Below are 20,214 nucleotides of genomic sequence, written 5' to 3'. Positions count from 1 at the left end.
GCGTTTTTTATTGCTCGCTGAGGGCGCCGAGTGGGTGCGCCGCTTAACCCAGCAGAGTGGCCCAGCCTTCGACGACATCGCCGCCCCACTTGGCTTTCCACTCTTTTAGCGTCTTGTGGTTGCCGCCTTTGGTTTCGATCACTTCACCGGTGTGCGGGTTCTTGTATTGCTTGACCTTGCGGGCCCGCTTGCTGCCAGCCGCCTTGGCGGCGCGCGGTGCCTTGGCGATGCCAGCGTCCGGGTCCACGATGGCGATGACGTCACGCAGGGACTTGGAGTACTCACCCATCAGGGTGCGGAGTTTGCCTTCGAATTCCAGTTCTTTCTTCAGTTTTTCATCTTGCGAGAGGCTTTTCAGGCGCTCTTGGAGTTCTTTGATGGACGCTTCGGCGGCGCGGTATTCACTGATCAGCGACATTGGGTTTACCTTAACTCGAGTAGTGGTGGCAGTGGTAAGTGAATCAATAATAGTCAGGCAATTTCCGCAAGTAAATAACTTTGAAAAGTTTTGCACTAATTAACGATTTTGCTGTTCAAGAACACTGCTAGTGGGGCTCTAGACTCCTTCAGATGATTGCTCGAATTGAATTAGATCGGTCTTTCATCAAGTCGACATATATGGACAAACCCTTGCGCTGGGCATGGACTAATTGCTGGCATTAACCATCGATACCCACCTGCATGACGCGACGCGCTGCTAGTTGCGCTGACGGTCAGATGGGGTGGGCTGCCGGTGTTACTGCAGTTTTCCCGGGCTGTGGCTAGAATGGCCGCCTTTGCACGAGTTCTGGAGTTTGTTCATGCGCACTTTTCGGCTGGTTATCGCTTGCCCGGATGGCGTCGGCATCGTCGCCAAGGTCAGCAGCTTCCTGGCCACCTATAACGGCTGGATTACCGAGGCGAGCCATCATTCGGATAATCAGAGCGGCTGGTTCTTCATGCGTCACGAGATTCGTGCGGACTCCCTGCCTTTCGATCTCGATGGCTTTCGCCAGGCCTTCGCCCCCATCGCCCGCGAGTTTTCCATGGAGTGGCGGGTAACCGATTCAGCGCAGAAGAAGCGCGTGGTGCTGATGGCTAGCCGCGAGTCGCACTGCCTGGCCGACCTGCTACACCGATGGCACAGCGACGAACTGGATTGCGAGATCCCCTGCGTGATCTCCAACCATAACGACCTGCGCAGCATGGTTGAGTGGCATGGCATTCCGTTTTGCCATGTGCCGGTCAATCCGCAGGACAAGGAGCCGGCCTTTGCCGAGGTGGCGCGTCTGGTGCGCGAGCATCAGGCCGATGTGGTGGTGCTGGCGCGCTACATGCAGATCCTGCCGCCGCAGATCTGTCGTGAGTATGCCGGCCAGGTGATCAACATCCACCACAGCTTCCTGCCCTCGTTCGTCGGCGCCAAGCCTTATCACCAGGCGGCGCTGCGCGGGGTGAAGCTGATCGGTGCCACCTGCCACTATGTCACCGAAGAGCTGGATGCCGGTCCGATCATCGAGCAGGACGTGGCCCGCGTGACCCATCGCGACAGCATCGAGGACATGGTGCGGCTCGGCAAGGATGTGGAAAAGCGCGTGCTGGCGCGCGGCTTGCGCTCGCACCTGGAGGATCGGGTGATGGTCCACGACAACAAGACGGTGCTGTTCGACTGACCGTCCTGAGCGGGCGGGCCGGCCTGGCCCGCCGCTCTGCTTAGACCCTGAGCGGGCGCTTACTCGGCCGGCAGGTCGAACAGCAGCGCCTCGCCCTGGCCCTGCAGATGCAAGGCTTCGCACTCGCAGATCAGCAGGCCGTCGCCTGCGCGCAAGGCCACAGCTTCTCCGGCGAGCTTGCCTTCCAGCAGATGCAGGTACAGCCAGCGGCCCCCCTGCGGCTGGTAGTCGAGGCGTTCGCCCTGCCAGCGGTACAGCGTCGCATCCTGGGCGATCTGCAGGGTGCCGTCGGCGCCGTCGGGCGTGGCGATGGCCTGCAGCCCATCCTGACGCGGGAAGGCGCGCTGCTGGTAGCTCGGCGGCAGGCCGCGCTGGGCCGGCTTGATCCAGATCTGCAGGAAATGCACCGGCTCGCTTTGCGAGGCGTTGAATTCGCTGTGCTGGATGCCGCTGCCGGCGCGCATCAGTTGGAACTCGCCGGCACGGATGTGCTCCTCGGTGCCGAGCGAGTCGCGGTGGGCCAGGGTGCCGCTACGCACGTAGCTGATGATTTCCATGTCGCGGTGGCCGTGCTGGGCGAAGCCGCCGCCGGGCGCGACCTGGTCGTCGTTGATCACCAGCAGGTGCGAGAAACCCTGATGGTGCGGGTCGTAATAATGGCCGAAGGAAAAACTGTGTTGGCTATTCAGCCAGGACAGCTGGGAGCGGCCGCGTTCGGCGGAAGGACGGATGATCATGCTGTGCCTCCAGAATGTCAGGGGATGGCGCCATTCTGGAAAGCAAAACGATCAATAAAAAGTATAAATTTGCGCTTAATTCAATCGGTTTTACGGATGCTTCCGTTTCCGGCGGTGCGCGCATACTCCGCCGCAGGAGGTAACCGCCATGTCTGATCCATTCGACCGTGCCACAGCCAGCCCGCCGCCGACCCTGGGCGAGGGTTGTGTCCGACGTTACGACCCAGAGGCCCTGGGCGACGAACACGGCACCGAGTTCCCCGGTGCCGCGCAGTTGTGGGAGGAGTTGCAGCGCAAGGACCGCGAAACGCGGTCCGGAGAAGTAGAACAGTAGGTCGGGCTCGGTCGTAGGGTGGATGTCGCCTTGCACATCCACCAACGGTGGAAAACGCTGCGCGGTTTTCCACCCTACAGACCGGGATTGTTCAGATGCGGAAGCTGTCCACCAGTTGCTTCAGGCGCGTGGCCTGCTGGCCCAGATCGCCGCAGGCGCGCAGGGTAGATTGCAGATTCTGCACGCCATCCTGGTTGAGCACGTTAATCTCGGTGATGTCCATGTTCAGCGATTCGACCACCGAGGTCTGTTCTTCGGTGGCGGTGGCGACCGATTGGTTCATGCCGTCGATCTCGCCGATGCGCTGAGTCACGCTGCCCAGGCGCTCGCCGGCGCGGTTAGCGATCTGCACGCTTTCCTCGCTGTAGCGCTGGCTCTCGGTCATGGTGTTGACCGCCTCACGGGCGCCGACCTGCAGCTCCTCGATCATCTTGTGGATTTCCTGCGCCGACTCTTGGGTGCGGTGAGCGAGGTTGCGCACCTCGTCGGCGACCACGGCGAAACCGCGGCCGGCTTCGCCGGCGCGCGCGGCCTCGATGGCGGCGTTGAGGGCGAGCAGGTTGGTCTGTTCGGAGATGCCTTTGATCACGTCGAGGATCTGGCCGATGTTCACCGTCTTGCTGTTGAGCGTCTCGATATTGGCGCAGGAGGCGCTGATCTTGGCGGACAACTCGTTCATGGCCTGGATGGTTTTCTCCACCACCTGCCGCCCATCTTCGGCCTGATGGCGGGCATCCGAGGCTTGGTGCGAGGCGTCGGCGGCGTTGCGGGCGATTTCCTGGGCGGCGGCGCCCAGTTCGTTGATGGCCGCGGCGACGCTGTTGGTGCGGCTGGCCTGCTCGTCGGAGTTGAGCATCGAGGCATTGGAGGCATTGACTACCAAGGTGGCCACCTCGTTGACCTGGTGGGTGGCGGAGGAGACTTCGCGGATCGAGCCGTGAATGCGCTCGACGAAGCGGTTGAAGGCGCTGGCCAGCTCGCCGAACTCGTCGCGGTTGTGGATGCTCAGGCGCTTGGTCAGGTCGCCTTCGCCCTGGGCGATGTCCTGCATGGCGCGGCCCATGATGTGCAGGGGCTGCATCAGCACGCGAAGCAGCATGCTCAGCAGGAGGATGATGCTGACCACGGCGATCAGCGTGGCGATGATCGCCGAGGTGCGGAACTCGCTGAGCATGGCGTAGGCCTTGGCCTTGTCGACCGACAGGCCGACATACCAGTTCACCGACGGCAGGCCTTTGACCTGGGCAAAGGTGAGGATGCGCACCTGGCCGTCCAGTTCGCCCTCGCTGATCGCCGCCCCGATCGTCGGCGTGTTCTGCGGGTAGAGATCCTTGAGGTTTTTCATCACCAGATCCTTGTTCGGATGCACCAGGATCTTGCCATCGCTGCTGATCAGGAAGGCGTAACCCATGCCGCCGAAGTCCAGCGAATTGATGATCTGGGTCAGGGTCTGCAGGCTCAGGTCGACGCCGGCCACCCCGGTGATCTGCCCGGCTTGTCTGAGCGGCGTGGTGATGGACACCACCAGTTCATGGGACACCATGTCCAGATAGGGTTCGGTGAGCACGGTCTGGCCGGCGGCCAGGGCATCCTTGTACCAGGGGCGCGTGCGCGGGTCGTAGTCGGCCGGCATCTGGGTCGGCGGGCTCACCAGAAAGGAGCCGTCGGCGCCGCCGATGTAGGTCAGGCCGAACGACTGGCTCAGGGCCTTGTGCGACAGCGAGCTCTGGGTGTGCTCGGGGCTGGGATCCTGCTCGATGTTCTGCTGCATGCTTTCGACCAGCAGAATGCGCCCGGAGAGCCAGTTCTGGATGTTGCTGGCGGTCACGTCGCCCATCTCATGCAGGTAGTTTTCCAGATTGGCGCGGATGGCGTTGCGTTGCAGGTAGTCGTTGTACAGGGTGAACAGGGCAATGGCGGCGGTGACCACCAGGGCGGCGGCCAGCAGAATCTTGTGGCTGAACTTGAGGTTGTTGGTCATGGCTTGCGTCCATTGAATTCCGGCACCAGTCTTAGGGCAGTCCTGGCGCCCCATGCCCGAGCATGGGAGAGGTCCTGTGTATCGACCTAATCCGGCCAAGCTTTAAATCAGGGAGTGGCAATATGTCTGCGTCTAATTCCTTCATTCTCGGTGCCGATCCTGCGGGTCAGCCGGTTGCGCAGTCGCTGCGCCTGGCCAACCGCCACGGCCTGGTGGCCGGCGCCACCGGCACGGGCAAGACCGTGACTCTGCAGCGTCTGGCGGAAACCTTTAGCGACGCCGGGGTGGCGGTATTCGCCGCCGATATCAAGGGCGATCTCTGCGGCCTCGGCGCGGCCGGCAATCCGCAGGGCAAGGTGGCCGAGCGGGTGGCGGCCATGCCCTGGCTGAATTATCAGGCCAAGGCTTATCCGGTGACCCTGTGGGACATCCAGGGACAAAGCGGCCATCCGCTGCGCACCACGCTCAGCGAGATGGGGCCGCTGCTGCTGAGCAACCTGCTGGAACTCACCGACAGCCAGCAGGCCGCGCTCTACGCCGCGTTCCAGGTCGCCGATCGCGAGGGCCTGTTGTTGCTCGACCTGAAGGACCTCAAGGCGCTGCTCAATCACCTCAAGGATCATCCCGAAGTGCTCGGCGAAGACCGCGCGCTGTTCACCGGCGGTTCCAGCCAGGCGCTGTTGCGCCGCCTGGCCACCCTCGAGCAACAAGGCGCCGAGGCGCTGTTCGGCGAGCCGGCGCTGCAGTTGGAGGACATCCTGCAGCCGGCGGCCGATGGCCGCGGGCGTATCCATCTGCTCGACGCCAGCCGCCTGGTGCACGAGGCGCCGAAGGTCTACGCGACCTTCCTGCTGTGGCTGCTGGCCGAGTTGTTCGAGCAGTTGCCGGAGCGCGGCGATGCCGACAAGCCGGTGCTGGCGCTGTTCTTCGACGAGGCCCATCTGCTCTTCAGCGGCACCCCGAAAGCGCTGCAGGAGCGTCTGGAGCAGGTGGTGCGGCTGATTCGCTCGAAAGGCGTGGGGGTGTATTTCATCACCCAGTCGCCGGGCGACCTGCCCGATGACGTGTTGGCCCAGCTCGGCCTGCGCATCCAGCATGGCTTGCGTGCGTTCACCGCCAAGGAGCAGAAGTCCCTGCGCGCGGTGGCCGATGGTTTCCGCCCCAACCCGGCCTTCAATGCTCTCGATGTGCTCACCGAGCTGGGCATAGGCGAGGCGTTGGTCGGTACCCTGGAGGAGAAGGGCACGCCGGCCATGGTGCAGCGGGTGGCCATCGCGCCGCCGCAGTCGCGCATCGGCGCGCTCTCGGCGGGCGAGCGTGAGGCGCTGATCCGCCAGTCGCCGTTGGCTGGGCGTTACGACAAGCCTATCGACCGCGAGTCGGCCTACGAACGCTTGACCAACCGCACCGTGGCGAGTCGGGAACTGGACGTGCCGGTCAAACCGGCGGAGAAGGGGGTGGACAGCGGGCTGGGCGGCATGGCCGGTGAGCTGCTCGGCAGCCTGGCCAGTCAGGCCATGAAGACGGCGGTGCGGCAGGCGGCCAATCAACTGGGCCGGCAACTGGTGCGTGGCCTGATGGGCTCGCTGCTGGGTGGCAAGCGGCGCTAAGGTGGCGCCGCTCGGGCGGGCTCCAGCTTCCCCGGCTGGAGCCCGCGCGGATTACTGGCTGCTCTGCTCGTCCATGCGGGCTTGCTGATCCTTTTTGATTTTTTCCAGTTCTTTCTCGAAGGCTTGGTCGAGAAGGCTAGATTTCTTGCGCCAGGCTTTGCGCTCCGGATCCGGTTGGGCGGCGTAGGTAATGACTTCCCCGCCATAAACTTCCTTGTAACGCTGCGCCTGGCGCTCGAGTTCGGCGCGCAGTTCGTCTTTCGTCACGTAGTTTTCCGTTGTTGGTCTTTAAGTGCTGGTAACGCGTGAGGTCCGAAGTCTCACTGTCTTAGCTACCAAGAGCAGGACTGTTGGAGTGCCCTGTTGTTATCTTTCTTGATGGTGCGGATGGGCACTACATTGGATGGCTTAGTTGCTCGATGGGCTGAGTGACCAAGCTGTAGCGATAAATCGCTAATTAGTACAGCTGCTGTTGGCAACTTCCCAAAGTATAACCAGTTTCCTGGAAAAGCCCAGCCAGAGGGGCTGGGGCAGGTTCCCACTGCGGATGGCGGGGCCGCGGAGTTAGGTGGCGCTGGAGCGGGGCGGGGCTGCTGCGAGTCGGGGTATTTACCCAAGAGTGGATTGCTCAGGGGCCGGACAGAAGAATGATTCTCTGCCCGAAATTAACTCGACGTGGTTCAGGTGCGGCCTTTGGGGCGAGCCTTATTGATGTATTTGAAAGTTCCGGAGGCGGTGGCGATCAGTTCGCCCTTGCCGTTGCGCAATTCCGCTTCGCAAAACGCCAGCGAATAAGTGCTGTGACGTACCGAGCCAATGGCTTCGAGTATTTCCCCAATATTGCCGCCGGGTTTGAGGAAGTTGCTCTTCATTTCCACGGTTACGCAGCCGCGCTTTTCTTCATCGAGGCGACTGGCGTTCAAGGCCATCGCCACATCGAGCAGCGTCATGATCACGCCGCCATGGGCGTTCTGCCAGCCGTTCAGGTGATAGGGCTCGATCTGGATCACCAGATTGCCGGCACGTGGATCGTCGCTGTCGATGGGCTTGAAACGGAATTGCAGGTGGTCGAGCAGCGGGACGTCTATGCCCCGGTGTTCGGTATACAGCTGGAGTTCTGCGGCATTGATGCTCATGCGTGCTTCCCAAACGAGAACGTACTAGCGATTCAGGCGGTGTGGAGGCTTCCCGTCCTGCTGTAAACAAAAGCCCCTCTCATGGGGAGAGGGGCTTTGGCCGACTTACATGTTGGGCCCTGTTACATGTTGGGGTAGTTCGGCCCGCCGGTGCCTTCCGGGGCGACCCAGGTGATGTTCTGCGCCGGGTCCTTGATGTCGCAGGTCTTGCAGTGCACGCAATTCTGCGCGTTGATCTGGAAGCGCTTGCTGCCGTCGTCGTTGCTGACCACTTCATAGACGCCGGCCGGGCAGTAGCGCTGCGCCGGTTCGTCGTACAGCGGCAGGTTCTGGGCGATCGGGATGTTCGGGTCGGTCAGCTTCAGGTGGCAGGGTTGTTCCTCTTCATGGTTGGTGTTGGAGAGGAATACCGAGCTCAGCTTGTCGAAGCTGAGCTTGCCGTCCGGCTTCGGATAGTCGATGCGCTGGGATTCGGCAGCGGTCTTCAGGCAGGCGTAGTCCGGCTTGTTGTCGTGCAGGGTGAGCGGGATCTTGCCGCCGAACAGGTTCTGGTCGACGTAGTTGAACGCACCGCCGAGCAGGGCGCCGAACTTGTGCATCGCCGCGCCGAAGTTGCGGCTGCGGAACAGCTCGTCGTACAGCCAGCTGGCCTTGAAGCCGTCGACATAGGCGCTCAGCTCGTCGCCACCCTGACCCTCGGCCAGCAGCGCGTCGGCCACCGCCTCGGCGGCGAGCATGCCAGACTTCATCGCCGTGTGGCTGCCCTTGATCTTGGCGAAGTTGAGGGTGCCGAGGTCGCAGCCGATCAGCGCGCCGCCCTTGAACACCATCTTCGGCAGCGAATTCAGGCCGCCCTTGCAGATCGCCCGCGCGCCGTAGGCCACGCGCTTGCCGCCTTCCAGGTGCTGGGCGATCACCGGGTGATGCTTGTAGCGCTGGAACTCGTCGAACGGCGAGAGGAACGGGTTGGAGTAGGACAGGTCGACGATCAGACCGACCACCACCTGGTTGTTTTCCAGGTGATAGAGGAACGAGCCGCCCGGGTTCTGGTCGTCCAGCGGCCAGCCGGCGGTGTGCACCACCAGGCCCGGCTGGTGCTTGCTCGGGTCGATGTCCCAGATTTCCTTGATGCCGATGCCGTAGTGCTGGGCGTCGGCCTCGGAATCGAGGCTGAACTGCTTGATCAACTGCTTGCCGATATGGCCACGGCAGCCTTCGGCGAACAGCGTGTACTTGCCGCGCAGCTCCATGCCCGGGGTGTAGTAACCCTCTTTCGGCTGGCCTTCACGGTCGACGCCGAGGTCGCCGGTGAGGATGCCGCGCACCACGCCGTGCTCGTCGATCAGCGCTTCCTGGGCGGCGAAGCCTGGGTAGATCTCGACGCCGAGGTTCTCGGCCTGCTGGGCCAGCCAGCGGCACAGGTTGCCGAGGGAGATGATGTAGTTGCCTTCGTTGTGCATGGTCTTGGGCACGAACAGATTCGGCACCTTGATCGCGCTGTCGGCGTTTTTCAGCATGTAGATGTCGTCGCGCACCACCGGGGTGTTCAGCGGCGCACCGAGCTCTTTCCAGTCAGGGAACAGCTCGTTGAGCGCGCGCGGCTCGAATACCGCACCGGAGAGGATGTGGGCGCCGACTTCGGAACCTTTTTCGACCACGCAGACGCTGATCTCCTGACCGGCTTCAGCGGCCTTCTGCTTGAGTCGGCAGGCGGCGGACAGGCCAGCAGGGCCGGCGCCGACGATGACGACGTCGAATTCCATGAACTCACGATCTGACACGGTAGCTTCCTCTTTATTTATTGGCCGCCGGGCTGCGAGAGCCGGAAGGGGCCCGGCGGAGCGACATAGCGTTTGGTCGCCCTATTTAAACGCAAGGTCACAGATGTGGAATCGTTCGTTCAGCGTAATTGCACGACAACGCTCCGCGTGCGGCTCCGCTCTGGTCAGGGCCGCGGCGCAGGCTCCACGGTTGGCCGTGGAGCTTCGGCACTCCTCAGTTTTTGCCGAACATGGTCACCACGCAAGCGCCGCCCAGGCCGAGGTTGTGCGCCATGGCGATGTTCAGGCCTTCAACCTGACGGGCACCGGCGGTACCGCGCAACTGATGGGTCAGCTCGTAGCACTGGGCCAGGCCGGTGGCGCCCAGTGGGTGACCCTTGGACAGCAGGCCGCCGGACGGGTTGGTGATGACCTTGCCGCCGTAGGTGTTGTCGCCGTCGAGGATGAACTTCTCGGCGCCGCCGATCGGGCACAGGCCGAGGGCTTCATAGGTCAGCAGCTCGTTGTGGGCGAAGCAGTCGTGCAGCTCCACGGCGCGCACGTCTTCCGGACCGAAGCCGGATTGCTCGTAGACTTTCTGCGCGGCGTTCTGGGCCATCTGGAAGCCGACGTAGCTGATCATCGAAGGCGGATCGAAGGAGACGGCCGGGTCGGTGGTCAGCGACTGGGCGAGGATCTGCACGTCAGTGCGCAGGCCATGCTGCTTGGCGAACTTCTCGCTGCAGACGATCGCCGCGGCGGCACCACAGGTCGGCGGGCAGGCCATCAGGCGGGTCATCACGCCCGGCCACATAACCACGTCATTCATCACGTCTTCGGTGGTGACGACTTTTTTGAACAGCGCCAGCGGGTTGTTGGCGGCGTGACGGCTGGCCTTGGCGCGGATCGCTGCGAAGGTTTCCATCTTGGTGCCGTACTTCTGCATGTGCTCACGGCCGGCGCCACCAAAGGTGCGCAGCGGGCCAGGAACGTTGGCCGCGTCGGCGGTCAGCTGCTCGACGACTGGCAGGAAACGCGCGCGGGTCACCGGGCGGTCGTCCCAGTTGGACTTCAGCGAACCGGGGCGCATCTGCTCGAAGCCCAGGGCCAGCACGCAGTCGGCCTGGCCGCTGGCCACGGCGGCGCGGGCGAGGTACAGGGCGGTGGAGCCAGTGGAGCAGTTGTTGTTGACGTTGACGATCGGAATGCCGGTCTGGCCGACTTCATAGATCGCGGTCTGACCGCAGGTGGAGTCGCCGTAGACGTAGCCGGCGAAGGCCATCTGCACCTTGTCATAGCCGATCCCGGCGTCTTTCAGGGCCTGGCGCAGGGCTTCGGCGCCCATGTCGGTGTAGCTCGGGCTGGCGCCCGGCTTGGTGAAGGGGATCATGCCTACGCCGGCAACGATGACTTTATCGCTCATGGAGTGCTTCCTCGGGTTGTCAGTTGGAGTAGATCACAGGCTGCGCGCGGTCAGACCCGCCCAGAAGCCTGTCGAGCCGGCGGCAATCACCGCCTGGCCGAGTACTTTGGCCCACTGCGCATCACTGCCGAACTCGTCGCGCCAGGACCACAGGCGGCGGGTAGCGAAGTGCAGGGTGTGTTCGTGGGTGAAGCCGATGGCGCCGAATACCTGGTGCGCCACCGAGCAGGCCAGGCTGGCCGCTTCACTGGCGCAGACCTTGGCCACGGCGACGTCGAAGGCCAGCGAACGGTTGTCGCCATCGGCGAACACTTCGCTGGCGCTGCGCAGGGCGACCTGGCAGGCCATCCGTGCCGCGCCGGTGGCGCCGGCCATCTGTGCCAGGTACTGCTGCAGCACCTGCTGCTTGCCGATCGGCTTGCCGAACTGCACGCGCTCGTTGGCGTAGGCCACGGCCTTGTCGAGGCTCGCCTCGAGGGCACCGACCAGCATGCAGGAACGGATCAGCGCGCCGAGCAGCCAGACCGGCTCGGCCACGCCGGTCAGTTGCAGGCTGCCGACCGCTTCGCTGCGCGCCGCCGTGAATGTCAGGCTGTCGCGCGGTTCGCCGGCGAAGTTGCTGTGTGCAGCGAGCACGATGCCGTCCTGGCGCAGATCGACCAGCGCCAGGCGTTCGCCGTCGGCGACCACCGCCCAGCGGCAGCCGCGCGCCCAGGGCACATTGACGGCCCGGCCATGCAGCTGGCCGTCGCCGTCCAGGCGCAGATCGCCGAGGCGGCCGGCCTGGATCAGGCTGATCGGGCCTTCCGGTACCGTCAGCCCGGCCTTCGCCAGCAGCAGGCCGGCGAGCATGGTTTCGCCGAGCGCCAGCGGCGCCTGCCAGTAGCCGATGGCGCGCAGCACCGGGCTGGCCTCCAGCCAGGTCGCGCCGCTGCCGCCGGCGGCTTCCGGCACCAGGGCGCCAGGCAGGCCGTTGTCGGCGACCAGTTGCCAGAGTTCATCGACCGGCTGGCCGGCATCGAAGCGTTCCAGCAGTTCGGCGCTGACCTGTTCGGCGAACAGGCGCTCGACGCTGTCGGCGATCATGGTTTGCAGTTCCGACGGGGCACTGTCGTCCACGCCTTGAGTGTTGATTGCTTCGCTCATCGCAGTCCGAGTCCTCTGGCAATGATGCCGCGGAGAATTTCGCGGGTGCCGCCACGCAGGGAGAAGGAGGGGGCGGTCTGGGTTACGTAGCGCATCACCTGGTCGAGGTTCGAGCCGGGCTCGCGCAGGCCGCCGAACAGGTCGTGGGCGATGTCCGGCAGCGACTGTTCGAGCAGCGCGCCCTGGTCCTTGACCAGTGCCGCTGGGGTCGCCGGGTTGTCGCCGCGAGCCAGCATGCCAGCGACGCCGAGGGACATCTGGCGCATCACCGCGTAGCGCGCGGCCACGCGGCCGAGGCTGACCACCTGGTGCGAATCCTGCGGATCGGCGGCGTCGAGCATTTCCAGGTACAGCTGGGTGCTGGACAGGTAGCGCTCCGGGCCGCTGCGTTCCAGGGCCAGTTCGGCGCCGACCTGCTTCCAGCCGTCGCCCGGTTGGCCGATGACGAAATCGTCGGGGACGAACACGTCTTCGAGGAACACTTCGTTGAAGTCATGCTCGCCGAGCATGTTGTAGATCGGTCGCACGGTGACGCCCGGCGCCTGCATGTCGACCAGGAATTGCGACAGGCCGGCGTGGCGGTTGGCCTCGTCCTTCGGCGCGGTGCGCAGCAGGGTGACCATGTAGTGGCAGCGCTGGGCGCCGGTGGTCCACACCTTGCTGCCGTTGACGATCCAGCCGCCCTCGGTCTTCAGCGCGCGGGTGCGCACCGCGGCCAGGTCCGAGCCGACGTCCGGCTCGCTCATGCCGATGCCGCAGTAGATCTCGCCGCGAGCAATACCGGGGCAGATCTGCGGCGCCAGCACGTCGGGGGAAAACTTCATCAGCAGCGGGCCGCTCTGCCGTTCGGCGATCCAGTGGGCGTTCACCGGCGCGCCGGCGGCCAGCAGCTCCTCCAGTACCACGTAGCGCTCCAGGGCGCTGCGCTCGTGGCCGCCGAAGCGCTTGGCCCAGGTCATGCCCAGCCAGCCGCGCTCACCGAGCTTGCGGCTGAACGCTTCGTCGGCGCCGTTCCAGTTCTTGGCGCGCTCGGCGGCGGGGAGGTCCTTGAGGTTTTCAGCGAGGAATTGCCGTACTTCGGCGCGCAGCACGTCGGTCTGGGCGTCGAGGCGACAGGGGCGAATATCGAGAGCCTGCATGGGCGTGAACTCGTAACGGGGAATGAATTTTCTAACTTGCTTGTCAGTCAGCAAGTATCTAACCTAGCAGCAAGCGCCGACCCAGAGCAAGTCTCGGCTCGTTTCCTTTCGTCCTGGAGATCGCATGTCCACTTCCACCACTTTCGTTCCTGGCCGCGGCCTCACCCTCGAGTTGCAAGGTCACGTCGCCACCCTGGAGTTCAGCCGGCCGCCGCTGAATTTCTTTGACAACGACCTGATCCGTGACCTGGTCGCCGCCCTCGAGCACCTCGACCAGCTGTCGGAATGCCGGGTGATCGTGCTGCAAGCTGCCGGCAAGGTGTTCTGCGCCGGCGCCGACTTCTCCGGTTCGGAAGAGGCCAACGACCCGCAGTTCCCGCGCCGCCTGTACAAGTTCGCGGTACGCCTGTTCCGCACCCGCAAGCCGGTGATCACCGTGGTCGAGGGTGCTGCGATCGGTGGCGGGCTGGGCCTGGCGCTGTTCAGCGACTACCGGGTGACCAGCAGCAAGGCGCGCTTCTCGGCCAACTTCAACCGCCTGGGCATCCACCAGGGCTTCGGCTTGTCGGTGACCCTGCCGCGCCTGGTGGGGGTGCAGACGGCTTCGCTGCTGATCGCCACCGGCCGCCGCATCGATGGCGCCGAAGCGGTGCGCATCGGCCTCGCTGACGTGCTCGCCGAGCCGGGCGAAGAGCGCCAGGCCGCCCGCGCGCTGGCGGAGGAGATCGCCCTGTCCGCGCCGCATGCGGTGATGTCCAGCCGCGAAACCCTGCGCATGGGCCTGGCCGATGCGGTGGACGCGATCATTGACCGCGAGGCCTCGGAGCAGGAATGGCAGATCGTCATGGAAGATTTCGCCGAGGGCAACAAGGCCATGGCCGAGCGCCGCAATCCCGTATTCACCGGCAAGTAAGGACCACTGCATGGACAGCGCCGACCCGAACCTCCAGGCCGCTCCGCGTCGCACGCAGACCGAGCGCCGTGCCGAAGCCGAGCAACGGCTGCTGCTCGCCGCGCGCAAGATCGTTGCACGCAAGGGCTGGGTCGGCATGACCCTCGCCGAAGTGGGGGAGGAGGCTGGCTACAGCCGTGGCCTGGCCGCCCACCATTTCGGCAGCAAGGCCGGCCTGCTGCGTGCGCTGGCCGGGTTTGTCAACACCAGCTTCGTGGCCATGGTCGATGCCGAGGTGCCGCAGCGGCGACCGGGCATGGACGTGCTCAAGGGTTTCATCAGCGTCTATCTGGGGCGCAGCGACAGCGACTGGACCAACACCCGCGCGCTGCTGGCGCTGATGGCCGAAGCGGTCACCGAGGACTCGGAAACCGTGCAGGTGCTCGCCGAGTACAACCGTTCGGTGCAGGACTACCTGGCCCGACAGGTGCGGACCGGCATCGCCAACGGCGAGATTCGTCCCGGCGTCGATCCATTGGCCACCGCCGCGCTGATTCTCGGCGCGATGCGCGGGATGATGCTGCAGTACCTGCTCGACCCGCCGGCCGTCGACCTTTCGGTGTTCCAGCAGCAATTGCTGGGCTTTCTCGACAGCGCGCTGGTGCCCGGAGCCCAAGGAGCAGCATGAACCCATCCACCAAGCCCGGCAGCCCGTTGCACGGCGTCCGCGTCATAGACCTCAGCAGCGTGATGTTCGGCCCCTACGCCAGCCAGTACCTCGGCGATTTCGGCGCCGAGGTGATCAAGGTGGAGACCCCGCTGGGCGACTCCACCCGGCGCACCGGGCCGAGCCGTGCGCCGGGCATGGCCTCGGTGTTCCTCGGCCTCAACCGCAACAAGCGCAGTGTGGTGCTCGACCTCAAGCAGGCTGCTGGCCGTGACGCGTTGCAGCGCCTGCTGGAAGGCGCCGACGTGCTGATGCACAACATTCGCCCGCAGAAGCTTGGCGCCCTCGGCCTGGATGCAGCGACCCTGCGTGAACGCTATCCGCGCCTGGTCTGCGCCAGCCTCAACGGCTTCGGCGAGAGCGGTCCGTACGCCGGCCAGCCCGCCTATGACGACATCATCCAGGGCATGAGCGGGCTGGTCGACCTGGTGCAGCGGCAGACCGGCGAGAGCCGTTACCTGCCGACCGCGGCGGCGGACAAAATCGCCGGGCTGGTGGCTGCCCAGGCGATTCTCGCCGCGCTGCTCGGTCGGGCGCAGAGCGGCCAGGGCTGCCAGGTGGAAGTCCCCATGTTCGAGGTATTGAGCAGCTTCAGCCTGGTCGAACACCTGGCTGGCCAGACCTTCCAGCCGCCGACCGGAGGCACGGGCTACGCGCGGGTACTCAGCGCCGATCGGCGGCCCTACCGCACCCGCGACGGCCACCTGTGCGTGATGCCCTACACCGATGAGCACTGGGCGCGCTTCTTCGCCGAGGTCGGCCGTCCCGAGTTGGCTGCCGATCCACGCTTCGCCGGCATGGACGCGCGTACCCGGCATATCGACGAACTCTATGGACTACTCGCCGAATTTCTTGCCCAACGCAGCACGGCGGACTGGGTGGCTGCGTGCGCCCGGATCGATATCCCGGCGGCGCGGGTGAACAGCCTCGACGACCTGCTGGCCGATCCGCATCTGCAAGCGGTGGGCTTCTTTCAGGAGTTGCCGAATGGCGATGGCCGGGGAGCGGTGCGCTTGCCCGGTACCGGGGTGCGTTTCGATGGCCAGAGTCGACCGTTCAGCGCACCGCCGCGGCTGGCTGAGCACACCTGCGATGTGCTGAATGCGGCGGGCTTCAACGAACAGGAAATCGCCGGCCTGCTGGCCAGCGGCGCGGCCAGGCAGGCCGACTGACTGAGTATTAACGCGGCGCACTGCGCCCATCATTATGAAGGGGAAAGAAATGGCAGGTATTTGCGAGGGTCGGGTCGTCATCGTGACGGGCGCTGGCCGTGGCGTCGGTCGTGGGCATGCGCTGGAGTTCGCCCGCCAGGGCGCCAAGGTGGTGGTCAACGATCTGGGCGCCAAGTCCGACGGCAGCGGTGCTTCGATCGGCCCGGCCCAGGAAGTGGTCAACGAGATTCTCGCCATGGGCGGCCAGGCGGTGGCCAACACCGATGACATCAGTGACTGGGAGGGTGCCCAGCGCCTGATCAATACCGCCATCGACACCTTCGGCGGCCTCGATGTGCTGGTCAACAACGCCGGCAACCTGCGTGACCGCATGCTGGTCAATATGACCCTGGACGACTGGGATTCGGTGATCCGCGTGCACCTGCGCGGCACCTTCTGCACCACCCGCCATGCGGTGACCTACTGGCGCGAGCAGTCCAAGAATGGCACCCCGCGTCAGGCCCGGGTGATCAACACCGCTTCCTCCAGCGGCCTGTACTGCAACCCCGGCCAGGCCAACTACGGCGCGGCCAAGGCCGGTATCGCCTCGTTCTCGATCATCGCGGCGATGGAGCTGGGCCGTTACGGGGTGACCGTCAACTGCATCTACCCGACCGCCATGAGCCGCCTGACCGAGGAAATCTTCAAGCAGAAGATGCCGGCCAGCATGGCCGCCCAGGCCGACAATGCGAGTGCCGACTTCGATCCGCTGGCCCCGGAAAACTGTGCGCCGCTGGTGGTCTGGCTGGGCAGCGAGCAGTCTTCCGGGATCACCGGGCGGGTGTTCGGCGTCGCCGGCGGGCGCATCACCGTCGCCGAAGGCTGGCACGCCGGGCCGATCGCCGAGAAGGCCGGCCGCTGGGATCCGGCCGAGCTGGGCGCCATCGTGCCGGGCCTGGTAGCCCAGGCCGCGCCGAACGCGCTGACCTCCGGAGAAATTCCGGCCAAGTCCTGATACCGCTGGTGAATGACCGCGCCGGACGTGTGCTGCAAGCACCGTCCGGCGTTACCGTTTCTATCCCTGACAAGAATAAGAGAGAGCCTTCATGACCGATCCTTCCCTGGCACCGTTCATGGTCGACGGTGTCCTCGGCTTCTGGGAAATCGCCCGGCGCCAGCCGGACCGCCTGGCCCTGGTCGATAGCGATGGCCGCCGCTACAGCTGCGGCGAACTGCTGGCCTGGGTCAACCGCCTGACCCACCGCTTCCGCGAACTGGGCCTGAGTCCCGGCGACAGCGTGGCGGTGGCGCTGCCCAACGAGCCGGCGATGATGGCCGTGCAACTGGCCACGGGGCAGGCGGGCCTGTTCGTGGTACCGGTCAACTGGCATCTGACGGCGGGCGAGATTGCCTACATCCTCACCGACAGCGAGGCCCAACTGCTGGTCGCCAGCCCGCGCCTCGCCGAGGCCGCCGAGCAGGCCGCCGATCAGGCCGGCATCCCGGTCGATCGCCGGGTCGGTAGCCAGGGGTTCGGCAGCTTCATCGACATGCAGGCGTTCCTCGCCGGCGCCAGTGCCGACTGGCCAACGGAGCGGCTGAACGGCGGGCGGTTGCTCTACACCTCGGGGACCAGCGGTTTTCCCAAGGGTGTCAAGCGTTCTGCCGCGGCGGTCAGCCCCGAGCTCGCGGTGGGTAACGCCTTGCTGCGTAGCCCGGCGCTGTACGGCCAGCGCGCCGGGGATGGCGCCCATCTGGTTTGCTCGCCGCTCTACCATGCCGCGCCGCTGATGCATGCCTTCCTGGGCCTGCAACTCGGTTACAGCCTGGTGTTGATGGATAAGTGGGAGCCGGAGCGCTGCCTGCAGCTGATCGAGGCGCATCGCATCAGCTACACGCAGATGGTGCCGACCCAGTTCCACCGCCTGCTGCAGTTGCCCGAGTCGGTGCGCCGCCGCTACGACCTGTCCTCGCTGCATACCGTGCTGCACGCCGGAGCGCCCTGCCCGCCGGTGGTCAAGGCGGCCATGCTTGACTGGTGGGGGCCGGTGGTCCACGAGTACTACGGCGGTTCGGAGACCGGTGCGGTGACCGTGGTCCTGGCCGAGGACTGGCGTCGCCGTCCGGGCACCGTCGGCCGGGCGATCCCCGGGCTGGCCAGCGTGAAGATTCTCGACGAAAGCGGCCGCGAGCTGCCGGCTGGCGAGGAGGGGCTGGTCTACCTGCAGGGCGTCGGCGGTGACTTCGAATATTTCAAGGACCCGCAGAAGACCCGTGCGGCGCGCTCGGCCGATGGCCTGATGACCCTCGGCGATATCGGTTATCTGGACGAGGAGGGCTGGCTGTTTCTCTGCGATCGACGCTCGGACCTCATCCTTTCCGGCGGGGTGAACATCTACCCGGCGGAAATCGAGGCGGTGCTGCTTGCCCATCCGGACGTCGCCGATGCCGGGGTGATCGGCGTGCCTCACCCGGAATGGGGGCAGGAGGTCAAGGCGCTGGTCGAACTGAAACCGGACATCGCGGCCGGCGAGGACTGCGTGCAGCGCCTGGAAGTCTTCTGTCGTGAGCGCCTGGCAGGCTTCAAGTGCCCGCGTTCCTACGACTTCCGCGATCTGCCGCGCACCGATGCCGGCAAGCTGAGCCGCGCCAAGCTGCGCAAGGAGTACCTGAAGGGGTAAGAACCTGTCTACGATCTGCTGCGCGTCGGCCATACGGCGTTGAAACCGGGCTCAGAATGCTCATTTACAACGCGTAAACTGCGCTTCTTCGCCCGATTTCGCCTTGTCTGGCTCTAGCTCACGAGATCGTAAACAGGTTCTAAGGGCGGCGGTGCAAACCAAAACGCCGGGCAATGCCCGGCGTTTTGGTTCCAGCGTCGCTCCGCTCAGCTGTGCGAACGCTCGTTCAGGTGTCGCGCGGGGATGCCGATCAGCAGGATCAGTGCGCCGATCATCAGCACCACGGCGATCACGTCAAACGCCAGATACAGGCTGCCGGTCGCCGATTTGATCGCGCCCACCAAGATCTGGCTGATCACTCCGGCCAGGCCGCCAATGGCGCTGATCACCGCGATGCCGCCGGCCGCCGCAGCCGGGTTCAGCAGGGCCGGCGGAATGGTCCAGAACAGCGATACGGCGGACATCGCCGCGGCAGCACCGACGCTCATCAGGATCACCGACAGGATCAGGCTGCCCTGCACGAAGCCGAGCGAGACGAAGCAGCCGGCACTCACCAGCATGGTCAGGCTGACGTGCCAGCGGCGCTCCAGACGCTTGTCGGAGCTGCGACCGAGCAGGTACATGCCGACCACGGCGCCGAGGTAGGGCAGGCTGGCGATCATGCCGATGGCCTTCAGGTCCTCCAGGCCGAAACCGCGGATCAGCGTCGGCATCCAGTAGGACACGGTGTTCGAGCCGCTGTAGATGCAGAAGAACACCAGGCCGGCGATATAGACGCTGGGATTACGCAAAATCTCGATGAGACGGGCCTGCGCTCCGCTCTTGGCGTGCTCGACCGTCAGGGCCGTGGCGATGATTTGCTTCTCCTGCTCGCTTAGCCAGCGGGCCTGGGCCGGCTTGTCGGCCAGCCAGAACCAGCCGAACACGCCGAGCAGCGCGGCCGGGATGCCTTCCAGCACGAACAGCACCTGCCAGTCCTTGAGCCCCAGCCAGCCGTGGGCGTGGGTCATGATCCAGCCGGCCAGCGGGCCGCTGACGATCCCGGCGATGATCGCCGCCATCACGAACACCGCGGTGATGCGCCCGCGCAGGGCGGCGGGGAACCAGTAGGTGAGGTACAGGATCACCCCGGGGAAGAAACCGGCTTCGGCGATGCCCAGCAGGAAGCGGGCGACGATCAACTGGTTGGGCGTGGTGACGAAGGCGGTCGCCACCGTGACCATGCCCCACAGCACCATGATGCGGGTCAGGGTACGGCGGGCACCGGTCCGCTGCATGTAGATGTTGCTGGGGATCTCGAAGAGGATGTAACCGAGATAGAAAATCCCCGCGCCGATGCCGTAGGCCGCATCGCTGAGGGCGATGTCTTCGGCCATGCGCAGCTTGGCGAAGGAGATGTTCAGGCGATCGATGGCGTTTATCGCATAGGCGATGAACAGGAACGGCAGCAGCCGCCAGATCACCTTGCGGTAGACCGCCTTCACCTCCTGGGCGGAATGTTCCGCTGTCACCGGCAGATATTGCTCGACTGCATAACTCATGAAACTTCTCCTGTGCTACGAAAGCAAACGTTCTTATTAGACGGGCTGGGCGGTGGGCCTGGTCGCATCGCCCAGTCCGGTTAGGAGTTGGGCGAGCAGTAACGCTGGCTTGCTGGCGCGCGACTACAACCCCTTGAGAAGCTAGTCCTGGGGCAAAGATGCAATGGCGGGGCGGGTGGGGGAAGTACCGTTTTTCTTGATCCTGCGTTCGGGCTTGGTTAACGCCGGTCGTCTGTTACCTCGCTCGGCAAAACGGCTGATTGGCTTGCTGCGGGAAACAACTTCGTCATCGGTGACGCCGGCG

The 20,214-nt window shown here is 64.9% G+C and carries 17 protein-coding genes and 2 pseudogenes; 8 read left to right on the top strand and 11 right to left on the bottom strand.

Going from position 1 to position 20,214, the window contains the following annotated elements:
* Positions 1–43 precede the first annotated feature (43 nt).
* Positions 44–418: a histone-like nucleoid-structuring protein MvaT gene (mvaT, locus tag D3880_RS17840; protein WP_119894762.1), complete on the bottom strand. Its 375-nt coding sequence runs from the start codon at positions 416–418 to the stop codon at positions 44–46.
* Positions 419–800: 382 nt separating this feature from the next.
* Between mvaT and purU the strand changes: the two genes are divergently transcribed.
* Positions 801–1,652 (top strand): formyltetrahydrofolate deformylase, encoded by an 852-nt coding sequence (purU, locus tag D3880_RS17835; RefSeq protein WP_119894761.1) that lies wholly within the window; start codon positions 801–803, stop codon positions 1,650–1,652.
* A gap of 59 nt (positions 1,653–1,711) precedes the next feature.
* On the opposite strand, the gene D3880_RS17830 is transcribed toward purU, so the two are convergent.
* Positions 1,712–2,389 (bottom strand): pirin family protein, encoded by a 678-nt coding sequence (locus D3880_RS17830; RefSeq protein ID WP_119894760.1) that lies wholly within the window; start codon positions 2,387–2,389, stop codon positions 1,712–1,714.
* Between the two features lie 148 nt (positions 2,390–2,537).
* On the opposite strand from D3880_RS17830, the gene D3880_RS17825 reads away from it, so the two are divergent.
* Positions 2,538–2,723: a hypothetical protein gene (locus D3880_RS17825; protein WP_119894759.1), complete on the top strand. Its 186-nt coding sequence runs from the start codon at positions 2,538–2,540 to the stop codon at positions 2,721–2,723.
* Positions 2,724–2,814: 91 nt separating this feature from the next.
* On the opposite strand, the pseudogene D3880_RS23425 reads toward D3880_RS17825, so the two are convergent.
* Positions 2,815–3,414, bottom strand: a pseudogene (locus D3880_RS23425) (methyl-accepting chemotaxis protein); the annotation flags it as partial.
* A gap of 306 nt (positions 3,415–3,720) precedes the next feature.
* Positions 3,721–4,560: pseudogene (locus D3880_RS23420) on the bottom strand (cache domain-containing protein); the annotation flags it as partial.
* Positions 4,561–4,826: 266 nt separating this feature from the next.
* On the opposite strand from D3880_RS23420, the gene D3880_RS17815 reads away from it, so the two are divergent.
* A complete protein-coding gene (locus D3880_RS17815; protein ID WP_119894757.1) occupies positions 4,827–6,314 on the top strand; it encodes a helicase HerA-like domain-containing protein in 1,488 nt (495 codons plus the stop codon).
* Positions 6,315–6,365: 51 nt separating this feature from the next.
* On the opposite strand, the gene D3880_RS17810 is transcribed toward D3880_RS17815, so the two are convergent.
* From D3880_RS17810 to D3880_RS17785, 6 genes are all read right to left on the bottom strand, one after another.
* Entirely contained in the window at positions 6,366–6,581 is a 216-nt protein-coding gene (locus D3880_RS17810; protein ID WP_119894756.1) for a hypothetical protein, read from the bottom strand.
* A 413-nt stretch (positions 6,582–6,994) separates the two neighbouring features.
* Positions 6,995–7,450, bottom strand: coding sequence for a PaaI family thioesterase (locus D3880_RS17805; RefSeq protein ID WP_119894755.1), 456 nt, complete (start codon positions 7,448–7,450; stop codon positions 6,995–6,997).
* A gap of 122 nt (positions 7,451–7,572) precedes the next feature.
* On the bottom strand, positions 7,573–9,213 hold the full coding sequence (locus D3880_RS17800; RefSeq protein ID WP_119894754.1) for an electron transfer flavoprotein-ubiquinone oxidoreductase: 1,641 nt from the start codon (positions 9,211–9,213) through the stop codon (positions 7,573–7,575).
* Between the two features lie 232 nt (positions 9,214–9,445).
* Complete coding sequence (locus D3880_RS17795; RefSeq protein ID WP_119894753.1) at positions 9,446–10,633, bottom strand: lipid-transfer protein; 1,188 nt, start codon at positions 10,631–10,633, stop codon at positions 9,446–9,448.
* Positions 10,634–10,666: 33 nt separating this feature from the next.
* Complete coding sequence (locus tag D3880_RS17790; protein ID WP_119894752.1) at positions 10,667–11,779, bottom strand: acyl-CoA dehydrogenase family protein; 1,113 nt, start codon at positions 11,777–11,779, stop codon at positions 10,667–10,669.
* Positions 11,776–12,918 (bottom strand): acyl-CoA dehydrogenase family protein, encoded by a 1,143-nt coding sequence (locus D3880_RS17785; RefSeq protein WP_119894751.1) that lies wholly within the window; start codon positions 12,916–12,918, stop codon positions 11,776–11,778. The genes D3880_RS17790 and D3880_RS17785 overlap by 4 nt, the downstream gene beginning before the upstream one ends.
* 124 nt (positions 12,919–13,042) lie before the next feature.
* Between D3880_RS17785 and D3880_RS17780 the strand changes: the two genes are divergently transcribed.
* From D3880_RS17780 to D3880_RS17760, 5 genes are all read left to right on the top strand, one after another.
* Complete coding sequence (locus D3880_RS17780; RefSeq protein WP_119894750.1) at positions 13,043–13,831, top strand: enoyl-CoA hydratase/isomerase family protein; 789 nt, start codon at positions 13,043–13,045, stop codon at positions 13,829–13,831.
* A gap of 10 nt (positions 13,832–13,841) precedes the next feature.
* Positions 13,842–14,498, top strand: coding sequence for a TetR/AcrR family transcriptional regulator (locus D3880_RS17775; protein WP_119894749.1), 657 nt, complete (start codon positions 13,842–13,844; stop codon positions 14,496–14,498).
* Positions 14,495–15,709: a CaiB/BaiF CoA transferase family protein gene (locus D3880_RS17770; RefSeq protein WP_119894748.1), complete on the top strand. Its 1,215-nt coding sequence runs from the start codon at positions 14,495–14,497 to the stop codon at positions 15,707–15,709. Before D3880_RS17775 ends, D3880_RS17770 begins: the two co-directional genes overlap by 4 nt.
* Positions 15,710–15,758: 49 nt before the next feature.
* The gene (locus D3880_RS17765) at positions 15,759–16,703 is read left to right on the top strand and encodes an SDR family oxidoreductase (RefSeq protein WP_119894747.1); all 945 of its coding nucleotides are present in this window, start codon (positions 15,759–15,761) and stop codon (positions 16,701–16,703) included.
* Between the two features lie 91 nt (positions 16,704–16,794).
* Entirely contained in the window at positions 16,795–18,369 is a 1,575-nt protein-coding gene (locus D3880_RS17760) for an AMP-binding protein (protein WP_218567582.1), read from the top strand.
* Positions 18,370–18,575: 206 nt separating this feature from the next.
* Here the strand turns inward: D3880_RS17760 and D3880_RS17755 are convergent, their stop codons facing one another.
* Complete coding sequence (locus D3880_RS17755) at positions 18,576–19,910, bottom strand: MFS transporter (RefSeq protein ID WP_119894746.1); 1,335 nt, start codon at positions 19,908–19,910, stop codon at positions 18,576–18,578.
* Between the last annotated feature and the right edge of the window lie 304 nt (positions 19,911–20,214).

Origin of the sequence: Pseudomonas cavernae (assembly GCF_003595175.1) — a bacterium.
In the GTDB taxonomy this organism is placed as follows: Bacteria; Pseudomonadota; Gammaproteobacteria; order Pseudomonadales; family Pseudomonadaceae; genus Aquipseudomonas; species Aquipseudomonas cavernae.
Note: the sequence above shows the minus strand (reverse complement) of the source record. Positions and strands in the feature narration are given on the sequence as shown.